At 72.5% G+C, this 21082-nt stretch carries 21 protein-coding genes; 8 read left to right on the forward strand and 13 right to left on the reverse strand.

Annotated features, from left to right (window positions below; translation table 11 throughout):
- Positions 1 to 46 precede the first annotated feature (46 nt).
- A complete protein-coding gene (locus tag ABLE53_RS08995) occupies positions 47 to 325 on the forward strand; it encodes a hypothetical protein (RefSeq protein WP_348858479.1) in 279 nt (92 codons plus the stop codon).
- Between the two features lie 11 nt (positions 326 to 336).
- On the opposite strand, the gene ABLE53_RS09000 is transcribed toward ABLE53_RS08995, so the two are convergent.
- The 3 genes from ABLE53_RS09000 to ABLE53_RS09010 form a co-directional block, all read right to left on the reverse strand.
- Positions 337 to 1026 carry a haloacid dehalogenase type II gene (locus ABLE53_RS09000; protein WP_348858481.1) on the reverse strand — a complete coding sequence of 230 codons (690 nt, stop codon included), beginning with the start codon at positions 1024 to 1026 and terminating at the stop codon, positions 337 to 339.
- Positions 1027 to 1037: 11 nt separating this feature from the next.
- Positions 1038 to 1376, reverse strand: coding sequence for a hypothetical protein (locus ABLE53_RS09005; protein ID WP_348858482.1), 339 nt, complete (start codon positions 1374 to 1376; stop codon positions 1038 to 1040).
- 101 nt (positions 1377 to 1477) lie between these two features.
- On the reverse strand, positions 1478 to 1924 hold the full coding sequence (locus ABLE53_RS09010; protein WP_348858484.1) for a hypothetical protein: 447 nt from the start codon (positions 1922 to 1924) through the stop codon (positions 1478 to 1480).
- Positions 1925 to 2052: 128 nt separating this feature from the next.
- Here ABLE53_RS09010 and ABLE53_RS09015 point away from each other — a divergent pair, with 128 nt between their 5' ends.
- Complete coding sequence (locus ABLE53_RS09015; RefSeq protein ID WP_348858485.1) at positions 2053 to 2460, forward strand: hypothetical protein; 408 nt, start codon at positions 2053 to 2055, stop codon at positions 2458 to 2460.
- Between the two features lie 4 nt (positions 2461 to 2464).
- Here ABLE53_RS09015 and ABLE53_RS09020 read toward each other — a convergent pair whose 3' ends face one another.
- Together ABLE53_RS09020 and wecB are read right to left on the reverse strand one after the other, a co-directional pair.
- The gene (locus ABLE53_RS09020; RefSeq protein ID WP_348858487.1) at positions 2465 to 3811 is read right to left on the reverse strand and encodes a glycosyltransferase; all 1347 of its coding nucleotides are present in this window, start codon (positions 3809 to 3811) and stop codon (positions 2465 to 2467) included.
- Positions 3808 to 5085, reverse strand: coding sequence for a non-hydrolyzing UDP-N-acetylglucosamine 2-epimerase (gene wecB / locus ABLE53_RS09025; protein ID WP_348858488.1), 1278 nt, complete (start codon positions 5083 to 5085; stop codon positions 3808 to 3810). The genes ABLE53_RS09020 and wecB overlap by 4 nt, the downstream gene beginning before the upstream one ends.
- 354 nt (positions 5086 to 5439) lie before the next feature.
- Here wecB and ABLE53_RS09030 point away from each other — a divergent pair, with 354 nt between their 5' ends.
- Positions 5440 to 6813, forward strand: coding sequence for a helix-turn-helix domain-containing protein (locus ABLE53_RS09030; RefSeq protein WP_348858490.1), 1374 nt, complete (start codon positions 5440 to 5442; stop codon positions 6811 to 6813).
- On the opposite strand, the gene ABLE53_RS09035 is transcribed toward ABLE53_RS09030, so the two are convergent.
- From ABLE53_RS09035 to ABLE53_RS09050, 4 genes are all read right to left on the reverse strand, one after another.
- Positions 6793 to 6924: a hypothetical protein gene (locus ABLE53_RS09035; protein WP_348858491.1), complete on the reverse strand. Its 132-nt coding sequence runs from the start codon at positions 6922 to 6924 to the stop codon at positions 6793 to 6795. The two genes, ABLE53_RS09030 and ABLE53_RS09035, sit on opposite strands and share 21 nt — an antisense overlap.
- A 444-nt stretch (positions 6925 to 7368) precedes the next feature.
- Complete coding sequence (locus tag ABLE53_RS09040; protein WP_348858492.1) at positions 7369 to 7629, reverse strand: hypothetical protein; 261 nt, start codon at positions 7627 to 7629, stop codon at positions 7369 to 7371.
- Positions 7630 to 7868: 239 nt separating this feature from the next.
- The gene (locus ABLE53_RS09045; protein ID WP_348858493.1) at positions 7869 to 8327 is read right to left on the reverse strand and encodes a hypothetical protein; all 459 of its coding nucleotides are present in this window, start codon (positions 8325 to 8327) and stop codon (positions 7869 to 7871) included.
- Positions 8328 to 8380: 53 nt separating this feature from the next.
- Positions 8381 to 9841: a sugar transferase gene (locus ABLE53_RS09050; RefSeq protein WP_348858494.1), complete on the reverse strand. Its 1461-nt coding sequence runs from the start codon at positions 9839 to 9841 to the stop codon at positions 8381 to 8383.
- A gap of 401 nt (positions 9842 to 10242) precedes the next feature.
- Between ABLE53_RS09050 and ABLE53_RS09055 the strand changes: the two genes are divergently transcribed.
- The 5 genes from ABLE53_RS09055 to ABLE53_RS09075 all read left to right on the forward strand — a co-directional run bounded on the left by ABLE53_RS09055 (position 10243) and on the right by ABLE53_RS09075 (position 16034).
- Entirely contained in the window at positions 10243 to 10707 is a 465-nt protein-coding gene (locus ABLE53_RS09055) for a hypothetical protein (protein WP_348858495.1), read from the forward strand.
- Positions 10708 to 10845: 138 nt separating this feature from the next.
- Positions 10846 to 12654, forward strand: a complete 1809-nt coding sequence (locus ABLE53_RS09060; protein WP_348858496.1) for a DUF4012 domain-containing protein — start codon at positions 10846 to 10848, stop codon at positions 12652 to 12654.
- Positions 12655 to 12817: 163 nt separating this feature from the next.
- Positions 12818 to 14323: a tyrosine-protein kinase domain-containing protein gene (locus tag ABLE53_RS09065; RefSeq protein WP_348858497.1), complete on the forward strand. Its 1506-nt coding sequence runs from the start codon at positions 12818 to 12820 to the stop codon at positions 14321 to 14323.
- Between the two features lie 6 nt (positions 14324 to 14329).
- Positions 14330 to 14917 carry a serine O-acetyltransferase gene (locus ABLE53_RS09070; protein WP_348858498.1) on the forward strand — a complete coding sequence of 196 codons (588 nt, stop codon included), beginning with the start codon at positions 14330 to 14332 and terminating at the stop codon, positions 14915 to 14917.
- A gap of 7 nt (positions 14918 to 14924) precedes the next feature.
- Positions 14925 to 16034, forward strand: coding sequence for a glycosyltransferase (locus ABLE53_RS09075; RefSeq protein ID WP_348858500.1), 1110 nt, complete (start codon positions 14925 to 14927; stop codon positions 16032 to 16034).
- A 32-nt stretch (positions 16035 to 16066) separates the two neighbouring features.
- Here the strand turns inward: ABLE53_RS09075 and ABLE53_RS09080 are convergent, their stop codons facing one another.
- From ABLE53_RS09080 to ABLE53_RS09095, 4 genes are read right to left on the reverse strand one after another with little or no spacing between them, the layout of a single operon-like run.
- Complete coding sequence (locus ABLE53_RS09080) at positions 16067 to 17539, reverse strand: O-antigen ligase family protein (RefSeq protein ID WP_348858501.1); 1473 nt, start codon at positions 17537 to 17539, stop codon at positions 16067 to 16069.
- Entirely contained in the window at positions 17536 to 19302 is a 1767-nt protein-coding gene (locus ABLE53_RS09085; protein WP_348858504.1) for a glycosyltransferase, read from the reverse strand. Before ABLE53_RS09085 ends, ABLE53_RS09080 begins: the two co-directional genes overlap by 4 nt.
- The gene (locus tag ABLE53_RS09090) at positions 19303 to 20157 is read right to left on the reverse strand and encodes a polysaccharide pyruvyl transferase family protein (RefSeq protein ID WP_348858506.1); all 855 of its coding nucleotides are present in this window, start codon (positions 20155 to 20157) and stop codon (positions 19303 to 19305) included.
- On the reverse strand, positions 20154 to 21071 hold the full coding sequence (locus ABLE53_RS09095) for a hypothetical protein (protein ID WP_348858507.1): 918 nt from the start codon (positions 21069 to 21071) through the stop codon (positions 20154 to 20156). The genes ABLE53_RS09090 and ABLE53_RS09095 overlap by 4 nt, the downstream gene beginning before the upstream one ends.
- Positions 21072 to 21082 lie beyond the last annotated feature (11 nt).

Consider the following 21082-nt stretch of genomic DNA (forward strand, 5'->3'; position numbering starts at 1 on the left):
GCCGCGCTGCGACGGTGGAGCTCCCTGCGGCGGCGCCCGGCCGCCCGTGGCCAGGCTCGGACGGGAGGAGTACGTGATCGACGCGCGCGGCTCGGCGTCCGCTCCGGTCTCCGGCTCGATCTCCGAGGTGGTGGCCGAGCTGGTCGGCGAGTTCGGGCACCGGCTCCGGCCCGCGCTGATCATGGTCACCGTCAGCAAGTGCCACCGCGACCTCGGCGGCGCCCCGAGGGCCCATCCGGGCCAGCTCGAGCGGATCGCCCGGCAGCGGCTGCGCGCGCTAGACGCGCACCTGCCCGCCGGCTCCCACCTGCGGTCGGGCAGCTAGGCACCCGTCCTTCAGGCCGCCTCGAGCTGGAGCGCGAGGTCGTCGAGACCCTCGGCGTACACGTCGAACGCGTCGGTCGCCCGCGGCGGATCGCCGACGGGGCGTACGACGTACGCCGTCCGCATGCCGACCGCCTGGGCGCCGCGCAGGTCCCACGCGTGGGCGGCGACCATGAGCAGCCGGTCGGGGGAGACGCCGGCGTCGGCGACCGCGAGCCGGTAGACCTCGGGGCGCGGCTTGTAGCTGCGCGCGTCCTCCGCCGAGAGCATCCGGTGCCAGCGCAGCCCGGCGTACGCGCTGAGCTGGATGAGGGCCGACCTGCTCGCGTTGGACAGCCCGGCGACCCACCGGTGGGAGGCGATCCGGTCGAGCCCGCGGATCGAGTCCGGCCAGGGCTCGAGCCGCCGCGCCTCGGCCGCGAGCGCGCGGACCGCGTCGGCGTCCTCCACTCCCGCTGCGGCGGCGACACAGCGCGCGGCCTCGGTGTCGACGACGGTGCTGGTGGCGTACGGCCGTCGGCCGGCGAGGATCTCGCGCTGCTGCTCGTCGACGTACGCCCGCCAGGTCCGGACGAGCTCGCCGACACAGGGGTCGTCGCGGCCCGGGACGAGGGCGCGGACCCCGCGCTCGATGCCGCCGGGCTCGTCGACCATCGTCCCGAGCACATCGAAGACGACGGCGTCGACGTCGAGCCGGGACACGCTCGCCGATGCTAGGCGTTGGTGCCGGTCGCGACCCAGCGCTTTTCGATGACGGTGGCGACGTCCTGCTTGTCGACCTCGTAGCTGACGTACGCCACGTGGTCGCCGTCGCAGGACTTGTAGCCGCGCGTGTAGCCGCCGGCGAAGCCGTCCTCGAACCATCCGGCCGTGTCGAAGATCTTGTGGACCTTCCACTTGTGCATGCCGATGGTGACCTTCTTGTACTCCCAGATCGCTGCGCAGCCGGGCGTGTCGGCCTCCACCGCGGGCGAGGTGAGGACGAGTCCGGAGACGGGTACGCCGGCGGCGAGGAGGCCGCCGGCGAGGCGTACGAGCGCGGTGCGGTGCATCGGATCCCCCAATCCAGGGACGTCGGGCGTCCCGTGCGGTCAACCTAGTAGACGGGGGAGGGGGTACGCGGGTTGCGTGGAGTTGCGTGGACCAGACAGGGTCAGCGACCGGAGCGGTCGGCGAGCCGCCACACGCCCGGTGCGCCCTTGGTCATGAGCCCCTCGGCGATGAGCGACTGGCGCGCCCGGCGGGCGGCGTACCGCCACCGCGGCTCGCCCTCCGGCGTCAGCTCCCGGTCACCGGGCAGGAGCCGCTCCTCGAGCATGGCCTCCAGCTCGGTGAACAGCTCCTCGGACTCCATCTCGCCGCCCGCGCCCTGCAGCGTCACGAGGATCGCCGGCTTGAGCGCCTCGGGCGGGGTCCAGCGGCGCTGCACCGGCCGGGAGGTGACGGCGGCCTTGCTCGCGCGCGGGGTCGTGGTCTTCTTGGGCTTGGCCCTGGGCTTCGGCGGGGCCTTCTTCGCCGGGGCCGGCGGCGGCTCGGGCGGCCGGCCGTGGATGCACTGCGACTTCGGGAGGTCGCACAGCTCGCAGTAGTCGTCGGACATCGGGGTCAACCGTAATCCGGGGTTGCACGGGCCCGTGGTGGGGCCTCCTCGGGTTGGCCCGATGTGACTATGGCAAGTGACCCTTCGGTGGTCTTTACCACCGCGCTGGCGCGACTACCGTTCTGGGTGTGTCCCCGCACACTCTGGCGGTCCTCCTCCTCGTCTCGGCCGTCGCCGTCGGACTCGCGTGGCGAGCCGGTTGTCGGCACGGATCACGCGCTGCCCTCGCGGGGCCGGAGCTCGGCGCCGGCCCCGGTGCGCAGCCGGGCGGCCACGTGCGCCCGTGGCGCCTGCCGACGGCACCGGCAGTGCCGGTGGCACCGGCCATGTGCACGCTGCTGACCGACTACGAGGACGCCGTCCACACCTACGCCTGGCACCGCGTCGCGGGCCGCGACACCCCGGACGAGGGCGCCTACCTCCTCACCGCGGCCGAGCTGCACGCCGACGTACGCCGCCTGCGGGAGCAGCTGCTCGACCGCGTCGAGCCGACCGACCGGCTCGAGGCGGCGTACGAGCGCGAGCGCCCGGCCTGACCGGTCACGCCTGCGTCGCACCCAGCGGCTCCCGGGCCGTCTTCGCCCACGACGTCGCGCCGCTGAGCTGGCGCGCGAGCGCGAGCAGCAGGGTCGGCAGCAGCAGCCAGGTGTAGAGCGGATAGAGCAGCCCGCTGCCCAGCGAGACCGGCAGCCGCCCGGTGGAGCCCGCCCGGCTCACCCCGGCGATCACCAGGGCGGGCACGAACGCCACCGCCGCCGGCAGCAGGAGCACGAGGAGCGGCGCCGCGTGGCTCGTGAACGGGTCGGTGCCGGAGGCGACGTCGTACGCCGCGGCCAGCAGCAGCTCGACGGCGACGACGAGCTGGAGCACGGGCGAGGCGAGGTAGACGACGGCGTCGAGCCGCGCGCGGCGCGGATGCGGCATCGCGCCGACCCGCGGCATGAGCGCGAGCGCCTGCCAGGCGCCCTGCGCCCAGCGGGTGCGCTGGCGGTAGAGCCGTCGCAGCGACGTCAGCCCCTGCTGGTGGACGCTCACCCGGTTCTCCTGGACGCCGCGCCAGCCGCGCTGGACGAGGCGTACGCCGAGATCCTGGTCCTCGGTGAGCCGGTCGCGCCACGGGCCGTCGGCGGCGCGGACGCTCTCCAGCGCCGCGAGCCGGTTGAACTGGCCGTTGCCGCCCATGTTGGCCGAGCCCCAGCGCGCCCGCCCGGCCTGCATCAGGTGGCCGAAGACGCCGAACTCGAGGTCCTGGACCCGGGTCAGCGCGCAGGTCCGGTTGTAGATGCGGACGAGCACCTGGACGCCACCGACGGCCGGGTCGGCGAAGTGTGCGGCGAGGACCGCCGGACCGTCTTCGTCGAGCCGCCCGTCGGCGTCCACGACCGCCACCACGGTGCGGGTGGGGTCGAACCCGGCGTACGCCGGGTCGCTCAGGAGCCGGTCGCGCACGTGGGCGTAGCCGGCGTTCAGCGCCGCCGCCTTGCCCCGGCGTGCCTCCGGCAGGTGCCGGGTGAGCACGCGCAGGGCCGGGTCGTCGATGCCGGCCAGGACGGCGGCGGTCCCGTCGTCGGAGCCGTCGTCGATCACCAGCATCACCTTGTGCGTGGCGCGGATGCGCTGCAGCCGGGCCACGCTGTCGGCGATCGTGACCTCCTCATTGAGCGCGGGCACCAGGAAGACCCACAGGAAGTCGCTCTCGGCGCTCACGGCAGCCGGCCGCGGCTGTGCGGGCCGCCGCTGCGCGCGCCGGCCGAGCACCGCGGCGACCGCGATCGCGACCGTCTGGGCGCAGGTGAGCACCATCGCCGCGAACGCCAGCCAGAACAGCGCCTGCAGCCAGGTCGGCATCCCCGACGGCAGGTCCCACCAGGCGGCGTCGGTGCTCATGCCGGCACGGCCCGGGGGTCGGCGTACGCCACCGGCGTACCGAACGCGAACGTCTCGCTGGCCAGCGCGATCCGGCGGGCGGCCCGGCCGTCGCCGTACGGGTTGGGCAGCCGGGAGCGGCGGGCGTGCTCGGCCGGGTCGTCGAGGAGCCGGCGTACGGCCGCCACGATCCTGTCCGGGTCGGTGCCGACGAGCTCCAGCGTGCCCGCGACGACGCCCTCCTGCCGCTCGGTGACCTCGCGGGTCACGACGACGGGTACGCCGAGCGCGGGCGCCTCCTCCTGGATCCCGCCGGAGTCGGTGATCACCACGGTGGAGCGCGCCAGCAGCCGGGCGAACGCGGCGTACCCCATCGGCTCGGCCAGCAGCACGTTCGCCTGGCCGGCGAGCTCGCCGAGCAGCGTGTCGCGTACGACGGGGTTCGGGTGCACCGGCAGGACGAACCGCGTGTCCGGGTAGCGCAGCGCCAGCCGGCGTACGGCGGTGGCGATGCCGCGCAGGCCCTCGCCCCAGCTCTCCCGGCGGTGGGCGGTGATGGTCACGACCCGGGTCTCGTCGTCGTCCTCGAGCGAGGCGAGAGCGGGCTGGTCGTACGGCACGTGCAGGCTCCGCGCCCACAGCAGCGCGTCGATCGCGGTGTTGCCGGTGACGTACACCTGCGAGGCGGCGACGCCCTCGCGGATGAGGTTCTCCAGGTTGCGGGTCGTCGGCGCGAAGTGGATGGTGGCGATCCGGCCGATGAGCTGGCGGTTCAGCTCCTCGGGGAACGGCGACCCCGTGTCGTGGGTCCGCAGCCCCGCCTCGACGTGGGCGACCGGGATCCGCAGGTGGAAGCTGGCCAGCGCGGCCGCCGCGGCCGTCGTCGTGTCGCCGTGCACGAACGTCGCGACCGGGTAGCCCGCGACCGACGGGTCGATGCCGTACGTCTCGCGGACGTACGCCTCCATCGCCGTCGTCACGTGCGCGGTCAGCTCGTTGAGGCTGCGCCCGGCCAGCGGTACGCCGAACTCCACGTCCGGCGTCAGGCCGCCGGCGCCCAGGACCTCGCGGACAAGCTCCGGGTGCTGGCCGGTCGAGACCACGACCGGCCGCATCCCCGGGCGCTCCTGGAAGGCCAGGATGACCGGCAGCATCTTGATCGCCTCCGGTCTGGTCCCGATGACGAAGAGGACCGGCGCGGGCGATGGTCCGGACCTGTCCGGTCCCCCCACGGCCACCGGCGCCGCGCCGGCCACTCCTCGTCCCTCCCCTATGGGCAGTCCCCCATGACCCATGTCCTCACCTACTGCATCCCAGGCGTTGTGTCGTCCGCCGGCCGCACCGTCCCCGTGGTGCGATCAACCGTCGGCCGCCTGACAGGGAGCCTAAGCACTTCTTGCTCGAAATCCCGAGAAATTGGAAAAGAATCCAATGGAATCCGTTGCTAAGACAAAGGGATTTCACAGGATCCGTAGGTATGTGACAGAGGCTGTTGACCGGAGTTGCCCGCCTCGCACGGTGTCGGCGGGCGCTCGGCGTACGCCTGTCTCGGCGGTTCTCCCGCGTGCGGACGGCGGGTTGTCTAGGTCCATCGACAAGTTTGTCCGACTTCTCTGACAGGAATCGCCCGCTCGTTCACACTGAGGCGCGTGGATGCCACGCACGCAGAGCTGTTGAGGACGGTCGACCTCGTCGACCTGGGCCGTCGTATCGCCGCGCAGCGCAAGGCCCTGGGACTCTCCCAGGCGGCGCTGGGCGGACCCGACATCACCGTCGGCTACGTCTCCCGCATCGAGGGCGGACAGCGGCGGCCCAGTGCGGACGTGCTCGCGCGGCTGGCCGAGCGCCTCGGCGTCGGGATCGACGACCTGCTGCTGGGCATCAGCACGAGGGAGTACGACGAGCTGCGGCTCGGCCTCGACTTCGCGGAGCTCGCGCTGGAGTCGGGCGGGGCCGAGGAGGCCTCGACCCGCGCCGCCCAGGTGGTCGCGCAGGCGACGTCACCCGGTCTGGCGGCGCTGCGCACGCGGGCGAGGTACGTCGGCGCCCGGGCCGCCGAGGCGCTCGGCCGCGTCAACGACGCGATCCTCGAGCTCGAGGCGCTCGTCGCCGAGCTCGAGCACTCCACGCTCCGCCTCGAGGCCGCGGTCGCGCTGAGCCGCTGCTACCGCGAGTCAGGCGACCTCGCCCGCTCCGTCGACGTCGGTGAGCAGCTCCTCCGCGAGCTGGCCGGCTCCACCTTCGAGGACACCGACGAGGCCGTGCAGCTCGCCGTCACCGTCGCCGCCGCCCACTTCGAGCGCGGCGACACCGGCCAGGCCGTCAGGGTCTGCCGGCGGGCCGTCGAGCGCGCGGAGCGGCTGGCCTCGCCGCGGGCCCGCGCCTCGGCGTACTGGAACGCCAGCATCGTCGAGGCCGAGACCGGCTCGGTCGGCAACGCCGTCGAGCTCGCCGAGCGCGCGCTCACGCTGCTCCGCGAGAGCGAGGCGAGCCGCAACCTCGGCCGGCTCCAGCTCGAGCTCGGCATCCTCCAGCTCCAGCTCGACCCGCCGCAGGTCGAGGAGGCGCGCCGCAATCTCGAGCGCGCCGCCGAGGAGTCCTCCTGGTCCAGCGCCAGCCCCGCCGACGCCGCTCGGACCGACCTCGCCCTCGCCCGCGCGCAGCTGCTCGGCGGCGACATCACCGCCGCGCGCGACCTGGCCGAGCAGGTCGGGGAGCGGCTCGGGGACCGGCTCCCGCTGCTCGCCGCTGAGGCGCGCTGCCTCCAGGGTCAGGCCCACATCGCCGTCCACGAGCCGGAGCTCGCGCGCACGGCGTACCAGCAGGCCGTCGTACTTCTCTCCGGCCTCGGCGCCGACCGTGCTGCGGGGCAGCTGTGGTACGAGCTCGCCGACATGCTGGAGCAGATCGGTGAGTACGACGCAGCCCGCGACGCCTACCGCAGTGCGGCGGCGTCGACCGGGCTGCGTCGTCTTCCGTCGATCGCTGCGGTCAGCAGCAGGTCAGCAGCACCAGCTGTGTGACGTCGACTCCCTGACCACCACGGCGCCCGCCGGGCTGACCGTACCGATCGCCAGGGTCGCGGCCACTGCCACGGCCACCGCGGCCACCATCGTCTTCGTGCGTCGCATCATGTCTTGCTCCCTCGCCTGTCCAGTCAAGTCTTGGCAAGGAGAGTAGGCCCTCTCCCGGCATACGTCAGGCGAATCGGTCAGGTCGCTCGCGCGCGCACGCGGCGCTGCGCCCCCGCGCAGGCTCAAAGCCCGCTCAGGCGGGTCGCCCAGCGCGCCGCGGCACGCGTGGGAACCGGTCCAGACGTATATAGGCGTTTTGCTGTGCAGATCCCGACAATTGAGTAGAGTTCAGTCAACACCGCGTGGCAACTAGTCCCCCCAATTCGAGTCGTCGGGCGGTGTGTGTGGTCACCCGGAGCTGGTCCCCGAAATCGCCTCCGCGTGAGCTCAATGGCGCGACTCGGCCGCCACGTTCGGCATTGGTGCTCCCAGGCCTGATGCGTAGATCGGGGCCCCACCGGCGGGTGGGGCCCCGACTCATTTGTCGAGGTTTCGCGCGTCTCGTCAGCCGTTGACCGGCCGGTGTCGGGAGATGTCGGCCTTCGGCGCCTCGGTGCGTGCCGGCCGGATCAGGGCCGCCGGGACCCAGGACTGCATGACGTGCACCTCGGAGCCCTGGCCGGTGGAGTACGTCGTCACCCGGATCACCCACCCCTCCCAGCCGTCGCGGCCCTTCCGCCAGGCGAGGAGTACGCCGGGCTCCGCGCGGGGGCCCCACGAGTTCGTGAGGTCCACCCAGACGTGGACCGGATCCGCGGCGCGCATGGGCACAGGATAGAACGTACGTTCGGAAAAACTATGAGCGCCATGAGACGAATGGAACACCCGTACGTGTGGGGACCAGATAGGGGTGCGGCAGTCATGCCGGGTGACCCGGAGCGGTGTTCACACAGGGACACTCGCGACACGGCTGCCGCACCTCACCGACATTAGGGCACGACCGGTGACGCTGGCACGGTCTCTCTTTACTCGATTGGAGCGGATCGGTTTGAGCGAACGTTCGCTCAAACGCCAAGGGGCCCTCCGAGCGCGCGCCAGATCGTCTCCGCCTCCTCGCGCGCGAGCGGCTCGGCGACCTCGGTCATCCGGATCCACAGCCCGAGGAGGAACACATGCAGCCGGCGTGCCTCCGCGATCACGGCCTCCTCGGAGACGCCCAGATAGCGCAGGAAGTCCGCCAGCAGGGACTCCTCGTCGAGGACGACCTCGGCCATCACCGCGCCGATGCGGGGATCGTTGCGGCCGAGCTCCGACCAGATCCGCCGGCGTACGGTGAGCTGGCGGTCGCGCTCGTCATAGGGCAGGAAGCCTGCCCAGCCGAGCGTGCCGACGCGGTAGCCCAGCTCGAAGCGCCAGTGGTCAGCGAAGGCGCGTGAGGCTAGCCAGAGCATCCGGTCCTTGGTCTCGAACCAGTTCATCAGCGAGGCCGCGCTGCACCTCATCGTCTTGGCCAGCGACCGCATCGAGGGCGTGCCGAAGCCCTCGTCCGCCAGCAGGGCGCCGACGGCGAGCGGCCTCAGTAGGCTCCGCGCCGCCCGAGCACCGCGCCGACTGTCCGCCCGAGGATCGAGATGTCCTGGAGCATCGACCAGTTGTCGACGTAGAAGAGGTCGAGCCGGATCGAGTCCTCCCACGACAGGTCCGAGCGCCCGGAGACCTGCCACAGACCGGTGAGGCCGGGCCGGACGCGGAGCCGACGGGCGGTGTCGGGGTCGTACGTCGCCACCTCAGTCGGCAGCGGCGGCCGCGGGCCGACGAGGCTCATGTCGCCGCGCACGACGTTGATCAGCTGCGGGAGCTCGTCGAGCGAGAAGCGCCGAAGGAGACGGCCGGGACGGGTGATGCGCGGGTCGTCCTTCATCTTGAACAGCCCGCCGGCGTACCCCTGCTCCTCGTGCAGCCGGGCGAGCAGCGCCTCGGCGTCGACGACCATGGTGCGGAACTTCAGGCAGGCGAACTCCACGCCGTTGCGTCCCGTCCGGTTCTGCTTGAAGAGCACCGGACCGCGGTCGTGGAGCTTGATCCACCCGGCGGCCACGACGAAGACCGGCAGGCCGAGCACGAGGAGGATCGACGAGCCGGCGACGTCGAAGGCGCGCTTCGCCCAGCGGGCGGCGTGCTGCCAGCGCGGCCCCTCGAGGTGGACCAGCGGCAGCCCGCCGACCGGGCGCGCCCGCACCCGCTCGCCGGAGAAGTCGGTGACGGCAGGGGCGACGACGAGCTGGACGGCGTACTGCTCGAGCTGCCAGACCAGCTTGCGGAGCTCGGTGGAGCCGTACGACAGCCCGCCGGTCATGAACAGCACGTCCACCCCGCCGCACCACGCCGGCAGGGCGCCGATGTCGTCGGCGCGGCCGAGGACGGGTACGCCGCCGGCGGTCTCGGGCTCGGCGTACGACGAGGGGACGACCGCCCCCACGACGGTGTAGCCCAGCCAGCGCTCGCGGCGCAGGACGGTGGCGACGTCGTCGATCTGGCTCGGTCCGCCGACGATGAGGACCCGCTCCTGGAGCACGCCCTTGGTGCGCGCCGAGTGCAGGAGCCGGCGCAGGACGGCGCGGCCGATGACGAGGGCGGGTACGCCGACGGCGTACGTGAGCACGAAGAAGCCGCGCGGCAGCGGGAACTTGCCGAGGTAGCAGACCACGCCGAGCAGGCCCGCGGCGTGCACGCTGGAGCTCACGACGCGCTTGAACTCGTCGGTGCCGGCCCCGAAGATCTCCGACCGGTAGGCGCCGAGCACCCACAGGGTGGCCGCCCAGGTGGCGATGAGGACCGGCCCGATCACGGTGACCCGCGAGCTCACGTCGGTGAGGCTGTGGAAGACCGGCAGGTGGAGGCGGCCGAGCACGCCGACCAGGCAGGCGCCGACCATCACGGCGAGATCGAGCAGGAAGGCCGTGGCGGGCAGGTAGCGCAGCGACCGACTGGGCCCTGCGATGCCGCGGACCCCCCGTCGCTCGGACAGGATCGTCATGCGTGCGCCCCCACGGGAAGAGATGTGCCTGTCCGCCTGAGACGGAACCGATCACCAGCGCCCCCCATTGGGCCGGTGCACGCCTCAAGTTAGGCAAAGAAAGGTCGAGTCACAGCAGAAATTGAGAAATCAGCGGCACCGGTCTGGTCGTCTGGACCAGTTGGGTCGCGCAGGGGAAGAACGCGCAGGTCAGGGCCAGTCCGACCGGCCTGCACGCGACCCGGTCGGGGCCGGTCACGGGCGGGTGAACGCAGCCCGAAATCTGCGAAGCCGCGCCGAAAGTCGCCCCGGGGGCTCCACAACTGGCGCGACGTCTGCGAATCTTAATGCGCAATCGCTTCCGTCAGTTCGACGCTGAACTGAGCCCGCCCATCGTCTCGGGCGACCATTGGAGGACTCAGATGAAGAAGCTCGTCCTTGCTGCGTTCGCGGCACTCGTCATGGCTCTCGGCCTCGTGTCGGTGTCCGGGCCCGCTGCCTCGGCGCTGCAGGCAAAGCCCCACAAGCCGGGCTTCGGTAGCCACAAGGGCTACCCCGGCACGATCCAGACCCACACCTCCTCCTGGGCCACCCCGGTGGTCCCGGCCGGCGGCGTCGCCGTGGCACTCTCGGCGGTCACGCCCTTCTTCGCCAAGGGCACGCTCGAGGTCGTCATCCAGGGCGAGGGTCACTGGGAGCACGAGGTCGCTCCCTGGCCCGGCAACTCGGCCTTCATGGTGAGCGAGCCGCTCAGCCCCGGCAGCTACACCGTCACGGCGACCTTCACCCCGGCACCGGGGTCCCTCTTCACCTGGTCGCGGGCGACGAGCCCGGTGACCGTCGTGAACGGGACGCCGTACGCCCGGCAGCTGGGCCAGCGCAGCTGAGTCAACCGGTGAGCCTCCCCGCTCCCGTGGAGGGCGGGGAGGCTCCGCACACCCGCGACGCGGGTGAGCGGGCGGGGCGGTCGACGACGACCACCCGGCACCCGCTGCGTTCCCAAGCCCCCCGTCATGAGGAGCTCCATGCTGGTCCGCCGTCACTGGCGCCTCCTGCTCGCAGCCGTGGTGATCGCCGTCCTCGCCCTCGGGGCGTACGTCGGCTATCTCGCCTACCGCATCAACCACGACCTGGCCGCGGCCCAGGACGACGCCGCGGCCTTCAAGACCGCCGTGACCAAGGGTGACAAGGCCGGCATCCGGTCGACGCTGCAGCGTCTGCAGGAGCACAGCGCCAGCGCCGCCGACCACGCGGACTCCCCGTGGTGGGGGCTGGCCACCCACGTGCCGTGGCTCGGCGACGACGCCACCGGCGTACGCACCGCCGTGGACGTCATCGACGACCTCTCGCAGCACGGGCTGGCCGAGCTGGCGGCCTCCAGCACCGACCTGCACGCCGTCGTACCCCAGCACGGGCGGATCGACGTGGACGCGGTGACGAAGCTGCACGGCAGCGTCGCCGCCGGCGCGAAGGCCCTCTCGGCCGCCGACGCGGAGCTCGGGGCGGTCGACCCGAGCGGCTTCGTGCGGTCGCTCCGGGACCGCTACCGCTACCTCCACTCGGAGGTCTCGTCGGCGGCGACCGCGCTGCGCTCGGCCGACACCGCGACCCAGGTGCTGCCCTCGATGCTCGGCAAGGACCGGCCGCAGAACTACCTGCTCATCGTGCAGAACAACGCCGAGGTCCGCGCCACCGGCGGCCTCCCGGGCGCCGTCTCGCTGCTGCACGCCGACAACGGGAAGCTCACCCTGGACAAGCAGGTGGCCGGCAAGGACCTCGGCGAGGCGCCGACGCCGGTGCTTCCGCTGACCAAGGCGGAGAAGGCGATGTACGGCCCCCAGCTCGGCACCTACTTCCTCGACGCCAACTTCACCCCGGACTTCGCCCGCGCCTCCGACCTGTGGAAGGCCCGCTGGGAGCAGGTCGAGGGCGACAAGATCGACGGCGTCCTCAGCCTGGACCCGGTGGCGCTGTCCTACATCCTCGACGCGACCGGGCCGGTCACCGTCCACCCGGAGACCGAGCTGTCGACCTCGTCGATCGCGGGCGGCGCCACCACGGTCCCGGCGGCGAGCCTCGAGCCGCTCACCATCACCTCGGACAACGTCGTGAAGACACTCCTGTCCGACGTCTACGCGAAGTACCCGCCCGAGGCGCAGGACGCCGTCTTCCGCGTCGTCGCGGGCGCCGTCTTCGACAAGGTGCTCTCCTCGGACGACAACCCCGAGACGCTGCTCAAGGCGCTCGCCGAGGGCGTCCGCGAGCACCGGGTCTACGTCCACTCCTTCCACGACGACGTCCAGAAGCGCCTCGACGGCACCAGGGTCGCCGGCACCGTCGACGGACCCTCGTCGGAGCCTCGGGTCGACGTGACGGTCAACGACACGACCGGCGCGAAGATGTCGTACTACCTGAGGTACGACGTGGACGTCTCCTCGACGTACTGCACCGACGGCGTCCAGGGCCTCGACGCCTCCGCGACCTTCAAGTCGGTCGCACCCGAGGACGCCGCGACGAGCCTGTCCGACACCGTCACCGGTGGCGCGTCGTACGGCGTCCCGCGCGGCACGCAGATCGAGACCGTGCGGGTCTTCGGGCCCGCCGGCGGCACGATCGACAAGGTCACCCAGAACGGCAAGCCGCTCGACGCGCTGCGCTTCCGGGAGCACGACCGCCCGATCGCGCAGTTCTACGTGCAGCTCGCCCCCGGCCAGACCGCCGACTTCGCCTGGACGATGACGTCAGGCAAGGGACAGACCGCCGACACCCAGCTCCGGACCACCCCCGGGATCGAGCCGGGTCGGCCGACCGAGAGCGTGGGATCGGCATGCTGATCCGTACGCCCCGGTACGCCTCAAAGGGCACCACCCGCGGCATGTGGTGCGTCACAGGCGCTCAGGTCCTGCCCCGACAGCCGCTACCCTCGGTTACTCCTCCTGGAGTTGCCGGACCCCGACCGGTGACCGCGACCGGGCGCGATGAGGAAGGAATCCGTTTGTGGAGCTGACCGACTACCTCAAGGTGCTGCGACGCCGCTGGCTCTGGGTCGCGGTGACGGCGGTCCTGTGCGCAGCCATTGCGCTCGGGCTCAGCCTGATGCAGACCAGCCGCTACTCGTCGAGCGCGAAGCTCTTCGTCTCGACGTCGTCCGTCTCCGATGCCGAGCTGCTCGCCGGCGGACAGTTCTCCGAGGCGCGCGTGAAGTCGTACGCCGACCTCGTCTCGAGCCGGGCGGTCGCCCAGAAGGTGATCAACAAGCTGGACCTCCCGATGACCCCCTCGGAGCTCTCCGGCGAGGTCTCGGCGAAGTCCACCGAGGGCACGGTCAACCTGACGGTCACGGCGACCGACAGCGACCCCCACCGCGCCCAGTCGATCGCCCAGGCCTATGCCGAGCAGCTCTCGGACACCGTCCGTGAGCTCGAGACGCCGCCGGGGCAGAACTCCGCGCCTGTGAAGGCGACGATCGTCGACACCGCGTCGTACTCCGACACCCCGGTCTCGCCGAAGCCCGCCCTCAACGCCGGGATGGGCCTGATCGTGGGCCTCCTCATCGGCCTCGGCCTCGCCGTGCTGCGCCACAAGCTGGACACCAGGATCAACTCCAGCGACGACCTCGCCGAGGTCACCAGCGCCCCCGTGCTGGGCTCGATCGTCTACGACAGCGAGGTCGTCAAGACGCCGCTCGTCAGCGACATCGGATCACACGCGCCCCGTGCGGAGGCGTTCCGGGTGCTGCGGACCAACCTGCAGTTCATCGACGTCGACACCCCGCAGAAGGTCTTCGTCGTCACCTCGGCCATCCCCGAGGAGGGGAAGACCTCCACGGCGACCAACATCGCCATCAGCCTGGCCCAGGCCGGCGTACGCACGCTGCTGCTGGAGGGCGACCTGCGCCGCCCGAAGGCCCACCAGAAGCTGCAGCTCGACTCCGCGGTGGGGCTGACCAACCTCCTCGTCGGCACGGTGAAGCTCGGCGACGCCGTCCAGACCCACCACGACACCGGCCTGGACTTCCTGGCCAGTGGCCCGATCCCGCCGAACCCGGCCGAGCTGCTGCAGTCCAACGCCATGGCCGAGGTGCTCACCGACCTGCGGGCCCACTACGACGTGGTCATCATCGACGCGCCGCCGCTGCTGCCCGTCACCGACGGGGCGCTGCTCGCCGCGAAGGCCGACGGCGCGCTGCTGCTGGTGCGCCACGGCCGGGTCACCCGTGACCAGGTCAGCCACTCGATCGAGCGGCTCGCCCAGGTCGACGCCCACCTGGTCGGCATCGTGCTCAACGCGGTGCCGGGCAAGGGCCGCTCCTACGGCGACGGCTATGGCTACGGCTATGGCTACGGCTACGCGCCGGAGCAGCGTCACCGGGCCGCCAAGGGGGCGGCGAAGGGCGCCGGCACGGGCACCGACCAGGACCGGGCGAGGCCCGCTGCCCGCGCCGAGATCTCCTCCGAGGTCGCGTCCGAGGTGAAGGCCGACGCCAAGCCCGAGTTCGGCTGAGCCGCGATGTCGAGCTCGGTGCTGTCGACGCTCCGCGAGGACCTCGACCTCGGCCCGCGCGGGATCTTCCGGCTCTTCACGGTGCGCTCGCTGGCGGTCGTCCTCGTCCGGATGGCGACGGCCGCCGGCGGCGTGCACCCGCTCCTCGGGCTGCTCGTCAAGCAGGTCAACCACGTCCTCACCGGCGCCGACATCGCCTGGCAGGCCGAGCTCGGTCCCGGGCTGCGGCTCTACCACCCGACGGGCGTCGTCATCGGCCCGTACGTCCGCGTCGGCCGCGACTGCCGCCTCCAGCAGGGCGTGACCCTCGGCGGCTTCGGCGGCGACGCGGAGGCCGTGGACACCTCCCCGGTGATCGGCGACGACGTCGAGCTCGGCTCGGGGGCGAAGGTCATCGGCCCGATCATGGTCGGTGACCGCTGCCGGGTGGGCGCCAACGCGGTCGTCACGCGCTCGGTGCCCGCCGACCACGTCGCCGTCGGCGTGCCGGCGCGGAGCCGTCCGGTCGGTGGCAGTGGCGGTGGCGATCCCACCGCGGAGGGCGACGTCAAGGGCGACGTCGCGGCCGGAGCGGCCGTCTCCACGCAGGCGTGACGCGCCGATGAGGCTGCTCCAGGTCGCCCAGCCGACCACGGAGGGGACGGCGGTCGTCGTCGCACAGCTGGCCCGCGCGGCCGTGGAGACGGGTCACGAGGTGATCGTGGCCTGCCCCGACGACGGCGACCTGCGCGCCTGGGCCACCGACGCCGGCGCGTCCTGGGTCGAGCTGCCGATGGAGCGCCGCCCCAGCGGGGCCGACCTCGCCGCCGTACGCGCCCTGCGGCCGCTCCTGCCGGCGTACGACGTCGTCCATCTGCACTCCAGCAAGGCCGGTGCGGTCGGGAGGATCGCTGCCGCCTCGCTGCCGCGCCGCCGGCGACCACCGGTGGTGTTCACGCCGCACGGCTGGTCGTGGTACTCCAGCCGCCGCCTCGGCCCCGCCTACCTCCGCTTCGAGCGCTGGGCCGCTCGCTACGCCGACGCGACGATCCCGGTCTCCCAGGAGGAGTACGCCGACGGGCTGGCCCACCTGCGCGGCCGCGGCGGGCTGCAGCTGATCGAGAACGGCATCGACACCGACGCCTACGCCCCCGGCAGCGAGCCGCGCGAGAAGGGGCTCCTCGTCTGCGTCGGCCGGCTGTCGGAGCAGAAGGGCCAGGACCGGCTGCTCCGCGCCGTGCAGCGACTGCGCGTGGAGGACGGCCGCGACGACGTACGCCTCGTGCTCGCCGGTGACGGGCCCGCCTACGGCGAGCTCCGGGAGCTCGCCGTGGTCCTCGGCATCTCCGACCACGTCACCTTCGCCGGTCGGGTCGACCCGGTCCCGCTGTACCGGTCTGCCGCGGCCGTCGTGATGCCCAGCCGCTGGGAGGGGCTCTCGATCGCGATGCTCGAGGCGATGGCGACCGGCAACGCCATCGTCACCACCCGGGTCGGCGGCTCGGGCGTCCTCGACGGCGCGGGCGTGTTCGTCGACGGTACGAGCGACGAGGAGGTCGTCGCGTCGCTCGCCGACCAGCTCGCCCGGCTGCTCGACGACCCCGGCCTACGCGAACGCACCGGCGCCGCCGCGCGCGCCCGCGCGGTCGAGCGCTACTCCGTACGACGGGTCGCCGAGGACCACCTGGCCCTGTGGGACGCGCTCGCCCGTGAGCGTCACCGCCAGGACTGACGCGTCGGGCCCGACGCGCCGGGCCTGACGCGCTAGGGTCGACGCGCGCCAGCGCCGACCGGCTCCCGCGGCGCGGGGACGGCGGGCTGCTTGCGGGTGACCTGCTCAGCGTCGGCCTCCGCGTCAGGCGTCGCGTCGGGCTCGGCGTCGGAGTGCGCCGGCTCGGTGCCGTCGGCCGCCTCGCCGGCCCGCGCCTGCAGCCGCAGCCGGAGGCCGAGGATGACGCCGAAGAGGAGCCAGACGTAGCGGACGTTCTGCAGGTTCAGCGTCATCATCTGGGCCGCGACGGCGATGACGCCGAGCAGGAAGGCCTTGTCGATCCGCCGGCCGAGCGGCTTGAGGCTGAACGTCGCCTTCGCCATCAGCACCAGCCCGGTGAGCAGCGCTCCGAGGCCGAGGACGCCGGTCTCGGAGAGGAAGCTCAGGAAGGTGTTGTGGGCGACGAAGCCGTTGCCCGTGCGGCCCGAGGTGCCGAAGACGTCGGCGGAGTGGAGCTGGTACTGCCCGATGCCGATGCCGAGGTAGGGGCTCTCCTGCCACAGCTCGATCGCGCGCGCCCACAGACCGAAGCGGGAGTCGGAGCTGGCCACCTCGCTCGCGGTCGTCAGCCGGTCGAGCGCCGGCAGCGACATCAGGTCGGGCGCGGCCGCCATCAGCCCCATGATCACCCACACCCCGACGACGGCGAGGACGATGAGCGTCCAGCGCACCCGCCGGGCCCGGATGAGCAGCGCCGCGAGCACGAGCATGACCGCGAGCGTGCCGGCGGCGCTGCGGGAGGCGGTGGCGATGATGCCGCCGGAGATCAGGATGAGCAGGATCGGCGTCTCGCGCATCCCCTTGTAGCACTCCCTCGCGATGACGACGGCGAGCGAGATGAGCAGGTAGCCGGCGTACAGGTTCGGGTCCTGGAAGAACCCGTAGGAGCGGGTGCCGCTGGTCGGGATGAGAGGTACGCCGGCGAACGAGGTCAGCATCGAGCCGCCGGCGAGCGCCGCCGCGACCCAGCCCCACATCCGCAGCGCCCGGAAGGTCTTCTGGACCGGCATCGCCGCGACCGCGGCGGCGACGATGCACGTGTAGCCGAGCACGATCACCAGCTTGGCCAGGTTGGAGATGCCGACTAGGAAGTCGAAGCCGAGCGGCGTGAGGGTGGCCCACGCGCCGGAGGCCACCGCGATCGTGACGCCGACGAGGCAGAAGCCGACGATCCGGCGCAGCCCGCGCTGCCGTTCGGCGTCGAGCTCACCGCTGGCCAGCACGGCGAGCGCCAGGAACGGGATGACCGCGTCGGAGACGGCGGCGTGCAGCGGCCCGCCGACGGAGACGTACGCCATGAACGGCGACGACACCACGACGTACTCCAGCAGCGTCAGCCACCGCAGCGCGATCGGCAGCAGCGCGACGACCAGCGCGAGGACGACGGGGCCGTGGCCGGCCACGACGGCGTACGCGCCGACGAAGGCGCTCAGCAGGACCAGGATCCAGGTCCACAGGACTCTCATCGGTAGGCCTCCATGACGCTCGGGGCCAGTGACTCCCAGTCCCGGCCCTCCAGGGCCGGGCGGGCGTCCTCGGGCCGGTGGCGGGAGCGCTCCCGTGCGGTGGTGAGCGTCCCGGCGGTGAGCTCGCCCGGGTAGGTGATGACCCAGTCCTCGCCGATCTCGTCGGCGAGCTGGCGGGTGACGGGGTTCTCCGGCACGAGGATCGGGGTGTCGAGCGAGAGCGCCAGGAGCGCGGCGCCGGAGTTGTAGAAGTCGTCGTAGGGGAGTACGACGAGCACGGCCGACCGTACCAGGGCGGCGAGCTCAGGATCGGGGACCCGGCGCAGCACCGCGTCCACCCGCGGGTCGGCGGCGGCCGCCCGCTCGATCCGGGCCCGCAGGTCGGGGTCGGAGGCGGAGCCGGCGATGCGCAGGCTGGCACCGGGGTCGTCGACGGCCGCGAAGGCGTCCAGCAGCGCCGGGACGCCCTTGTAGGGCCGCACCTGGCCGAAGAAGCAGAAGTCGACGGGCTTCACGTCCGGCGGCAGCTCCATGCCGTCGAACCAGTCGCGGTAGTGGCCGTGGGGAACCACGACGCGCCGCCCCGGAGCCTCGGCGCTCGGGTCGTCGGTGAGCAGGATCCAAGTGTCGGTGACACGGTGGATCGCGCGGACCAGTGCCCGCTCGAGGAGGCCGCCGGGCTCGTGCGGCCTCGGGTTGTGCAGCGTCTGCACGACCTTCGTGCCGGTCAGGCGCAGCCGCAGCAGCCCGAGGAGGACGACCGCCCGCTTCACCCAGGTCGCCCCGCCGCCCTTGCTGCGGACGAGCAGCTCGGGCCACTGCACGTGGAAGACGTCGTACCGCCCCAGCAGCAGGCGCTTCGGAGTGAAGTAGTGCACCTGCGTGTGCGCCCGGGTGCTCTCGACGAGCTGGGCGATGTAGGGGTTGTCGGTGCTGTAGCCCTCGCTGACCGACTGCAGCACGCGCGGCTCGGTGGCTCTGCTGCCGCTGCCCCCGCCCTTGAGCGCGGTGTAGCGGTCGCGCAGGCCGAGCTTGTTGGAGTACTGCGCCCCGAACCAGACCAGATCGCGCGGCACCTGGCTGACCGGGCGCCGCAGCCGGCGCGCGAGCATCCGGCGGGTGCCCAGGACCACCGGGATGTAGTGCCAGAAGGCGGTCACGTTGCGACCGGACTGGTGCGGGTGGACGCGGTAGGCGACGTACGCGTCGTCGACGACGGCGATCGGGCCCTGCGCCGCTAGCCGCATCGCCAGCTCGTAGTCCTGCATGCGGACGCAGCGGGTGTCGTAGCGCAGCGGGTTGCGGCGGAACATGAAGGTGGAGTGCACCAGTGCGTTGGAGCGCAGCAGCGCCCATGGCAGGTCCGACTGCCGCACCCGGGGGTAGTCGCCCACGGCGGCGCCCTCCGCGTCGACCACCTTCGCGTTGGTGACCGAGAGCAGCGCGTCGGGGTTCGCCTCGAGGGCGGCGACCTGCGCGGCGAACCGGCCCGGGAGCGAGATGTCGTCGGCGTCGAGGCGCGCGACGTAGTCGCCCCGTGCGGTCTCGAGGCCGAGGTTGTTGGCGCCCGGCGTGCCGACGCCTCCGGTGGCGACGTAGGTGACGCGCTCGACCCTGTCGGTCGGCATGGTCGCCTCCGGACCGTCCCAGACGACGATCACCTCGAGGTTGTCGTAGCCGTCCTCCTGCACGGAGCGGATCGCCTCGCGCAGGTCGGCGTCGTCGCGGATGGTCGGGATGATGACCGAGACCAGTGGCTGCATTCAGGAGACCTCACGGTCGCTGGCGGACGCCGCCGGGTAGGCGGCGGAGACGCCGTACTCGGCCAGCTCGGACAGGTCGGGCAGGGAGATCGCCTCGATCGCCGCGCTCACGTCGGGCGGGCTGAGCGGCGCCGGCCGCGCCAGCGCCTCGTCGAGCGAGCCCGCGGAGCCGGGCCTCTCGCCGATCGAGAGCAGGTAGTCGTCGTACTTGAAGGCGGGCTCGTCGCTCCGCGGGGTCACGAGCACGGCCGGTCTGCCGAGGGCGTGGGCGAAGACCAGGCCGTGCAGCGAGGAGGTGTAGACGAGCTCCGCGCGACGGATCTCCCGGCCGATCTCCGGCACGGTCGCGTCGATGTCGACGACGTCGTAGCGTCGCGTGGGCCGGAACTGCCGGCGCTCCCGGTAGTGCGGGACGAAGATGACCCGGCCCGGCTCGGCCTCCTGCCGCAGGACCTCCGGGTAGATCCTGCCGATGAGGAGACCGGGATCACCGAGGAAGCGGACCGCCGTGGTGTCGTGGCCGCCCTCCTCGAAGAGCTTCAGCGTCCTCGGGCCGCGTACGCCGAGCAGGCGCACCGGGGCGTGCGCCGCGGGAGGCACGGCGTCCTTCTTCGAGCCGATCCCGCACACGACGTCGCCGGGCAGGATCCGGTGGGCCACCGAGCCGACGAGCAGCAGCCGCCGGCCGTCGTCCGCGACGTTGTCGAGCTCCGCGCCGGGGTAGGCCCAGCGCAGCAGGTCGAGGTTGAACAGGTCGCCGGCGTTGCCGACCCGGAAGCCGGTGCCGCGGCCGAGGACGCGCCGCCAGCCCTGTGGCTGCCGGGCGGTCGCGGCGTCCCAGTAGAAGGTCCTCACGCCCACAGCGCCTCCACGGGAAGCTCGGCGAAGGAGTAGGTGAGGTCGTTGATGCCGTAGCCCAGCAGGAAGCGGCCCTCCCGGGCGACGAGGCCGGAGAAGTACGTCGCCGAGATCAGGTTCGGGTTGTGCCGGTCCCGCGGCGGCACGAGGGCGCGGTAGGAGTGGATGAGCCGGGCGTCGCCGGCGCGGACGGCGAAGCGCCCCCCGGACAGGTCCACCCGGACCGGCCGGCCGAGGTAGGCCCGCTTGCGGCCGATCACGACCTTCTGGTGGCCGATGAGGTACGCCGTCTGCGGATCGGCGAAGGAGAGCTGGGTCCCGATGGTGAGGTCGGGCAGCCTCGGCCCGCCGGAGGCGTCCGGCACGACCCGCTCGAACTTGAGGTCGTCGGAGGTGCCGACGTCCCCGGCCGTCAGGCGCAGCAGGACGAGCGGCCGCAGCGTGTAGATCGCGTGCAGCACGCCGTCACCGCCGTGGAAGAACGCCCAGTTCTTCTCCACGAACTGGCGGTCGGCCAGCAGGCAGCGCTGCGGCGGGCCGACCTCCGGGGTCAGCCGCATGACGCAGATCTCGTTGTTCGTACCGGCGGTGTAGCCGGTGTTGAACGTCGCGTACACCTCGCCGTCGAGCCTGAACAGCTTCGGATCCGCAGTCGGCGCGAGGCCCGCCGCCGCGGCGACCTCGGAGAGGTCGACCGGCGTACCGAAGCCGTCCGGCCCGCCCTGGGCGTAGAACGCGCGGAACGGCTTCTCGCCCGGCCGCGACTGGGCGCGGTAGGCGAGGTGCCAGGTGCCGTCCACCACCACGACGCTCGGGTTGAAGACGTTGAGGTGTCCGTGCTCGCTGGCGAGCCGGCCGAGCGCCTCGACGGGCGCCTCGAGCCGGTGGTCGGAGAGCCTCAGCAGGTGCATGCGGGATCCCT

It is taken from the genome of Nocardioides asiaticus (genome assembly GCF_040049175.1).
Classification (GTDB): Bacteria; Actinomycetota; Actinomycetes; order Propionibacteriales; family Nocardioidaceae; genus Nocardioides; species Nocardioides cheoyonin.

Bases quoted from the DNA above. Each gene is read 5' to 3' on its own strand.
- ABLE53_RS09005 (WP_348858482.1), bottom strand. From the start codon at position 1,376: ATGCACCGCACCGCGCTCGTACGCCTCGCCGGCGGCCTCCTCGCCGCC.
- ABLE53_RS09010 (WP_348858484.1), bottom strand. From the start codon at position 1,924: ATGTCCGACGACTACTGCGAGCTGTGCGACCTCCCGAAGTCGCAGTGC.
- ABLE53_RS09020 (WP_348858487.1), bottom strand. From the start codon at position 3,811: ATGAGCACCGACGCCGCCTGGTGGGACCTGCCGTCGGGGATGCCGACC.
- wecB (WP_348858488.1), bottom strand. From the start codon at position 5,085: ATGGGTCATGGGGGACTGCCCATAGGGGAGGGACGAGGAGTGGCCGGC.
- ABLE53_RS09035 (WP_348858491.1), bottom strand. From the start codon at position 6,924: ATGATGCGACGCACGAAGACGATGGTGGCCGCGGTGGCCGTGGCAGTG.
- ABLE53_RS09040 (WP_348858492.1), bottom strand. From the start codon at position 7,629: ATGCGCGCCGCGGATCCGGTCCACGTCTGGGTGGACCTCACGAACTCG.
- ABLE53_RS09045 (WP_348858493.1), bottom strand. From the start codon at position 8,327: ATGCGGTCGCTGGCCAAGACGATGAGGTGCAGCGCGGCCTCGCTGATG.
- ABLE53_RS09050 (WP_348858494.1), bottom strand. From the start codon at position 9,841: ATGACGATCCTGTCCGAGCGACGGGGGGTCCGCGGCATCGCAGGGCCC.
- ABLE53_RS09055 (WP_348858495.1), top strand. From the start codon at position 10,243: ATGAAGAAGCTCGTCCTTGCTGCGTTCGCGGCACTCGTCATGGCTCTC.
- ABLE53_RS09060 (WP_348858496.1), top strand. From the start codon at position 10,846: ATGCTGGTCCGCCGTCACTGGCGCCTCCTGCTCGCAGCCGTGGTGATC.
- ABLE53_RS09070 (WP_348858498.1), top strand. From the start codon at position 14,330: ATGTCGAGCTCGGTGCTGTCGACGCTCCGCGAGGACCTCGACCTCGGC.
- ABLE53_RS09075 (WP_348858500.1), top strand. From the start codon at position 14,925: ATGAGGCTGCTCCAGGTCGCCCAGCCGACCACGGAGGGGACGGCGGTC.
- ABLE53_RS09080 (WP_348858501.1), bottom strand. From the start codon at position 17,539: ATGAGAGTCCTGTGGACCTGGATCCTGGTCCTGCTGAGCGCCTTCGTC.
- ABLE53_RS09085 (WP_348858504.1), bottom strand. From the start codon at position 19,302: ATGCAGCCACTGGTCTCGGTCATCATCCCGACCATCCGCGACGACGCC.
- ABLE53_RS09095 (WP_348858507.1), bottom strand. From the start codon at position 21,071: ATGCACCTGCTGAGGCTCTCCGACCACCGGCTCGAGGCGCCCGTCGAG.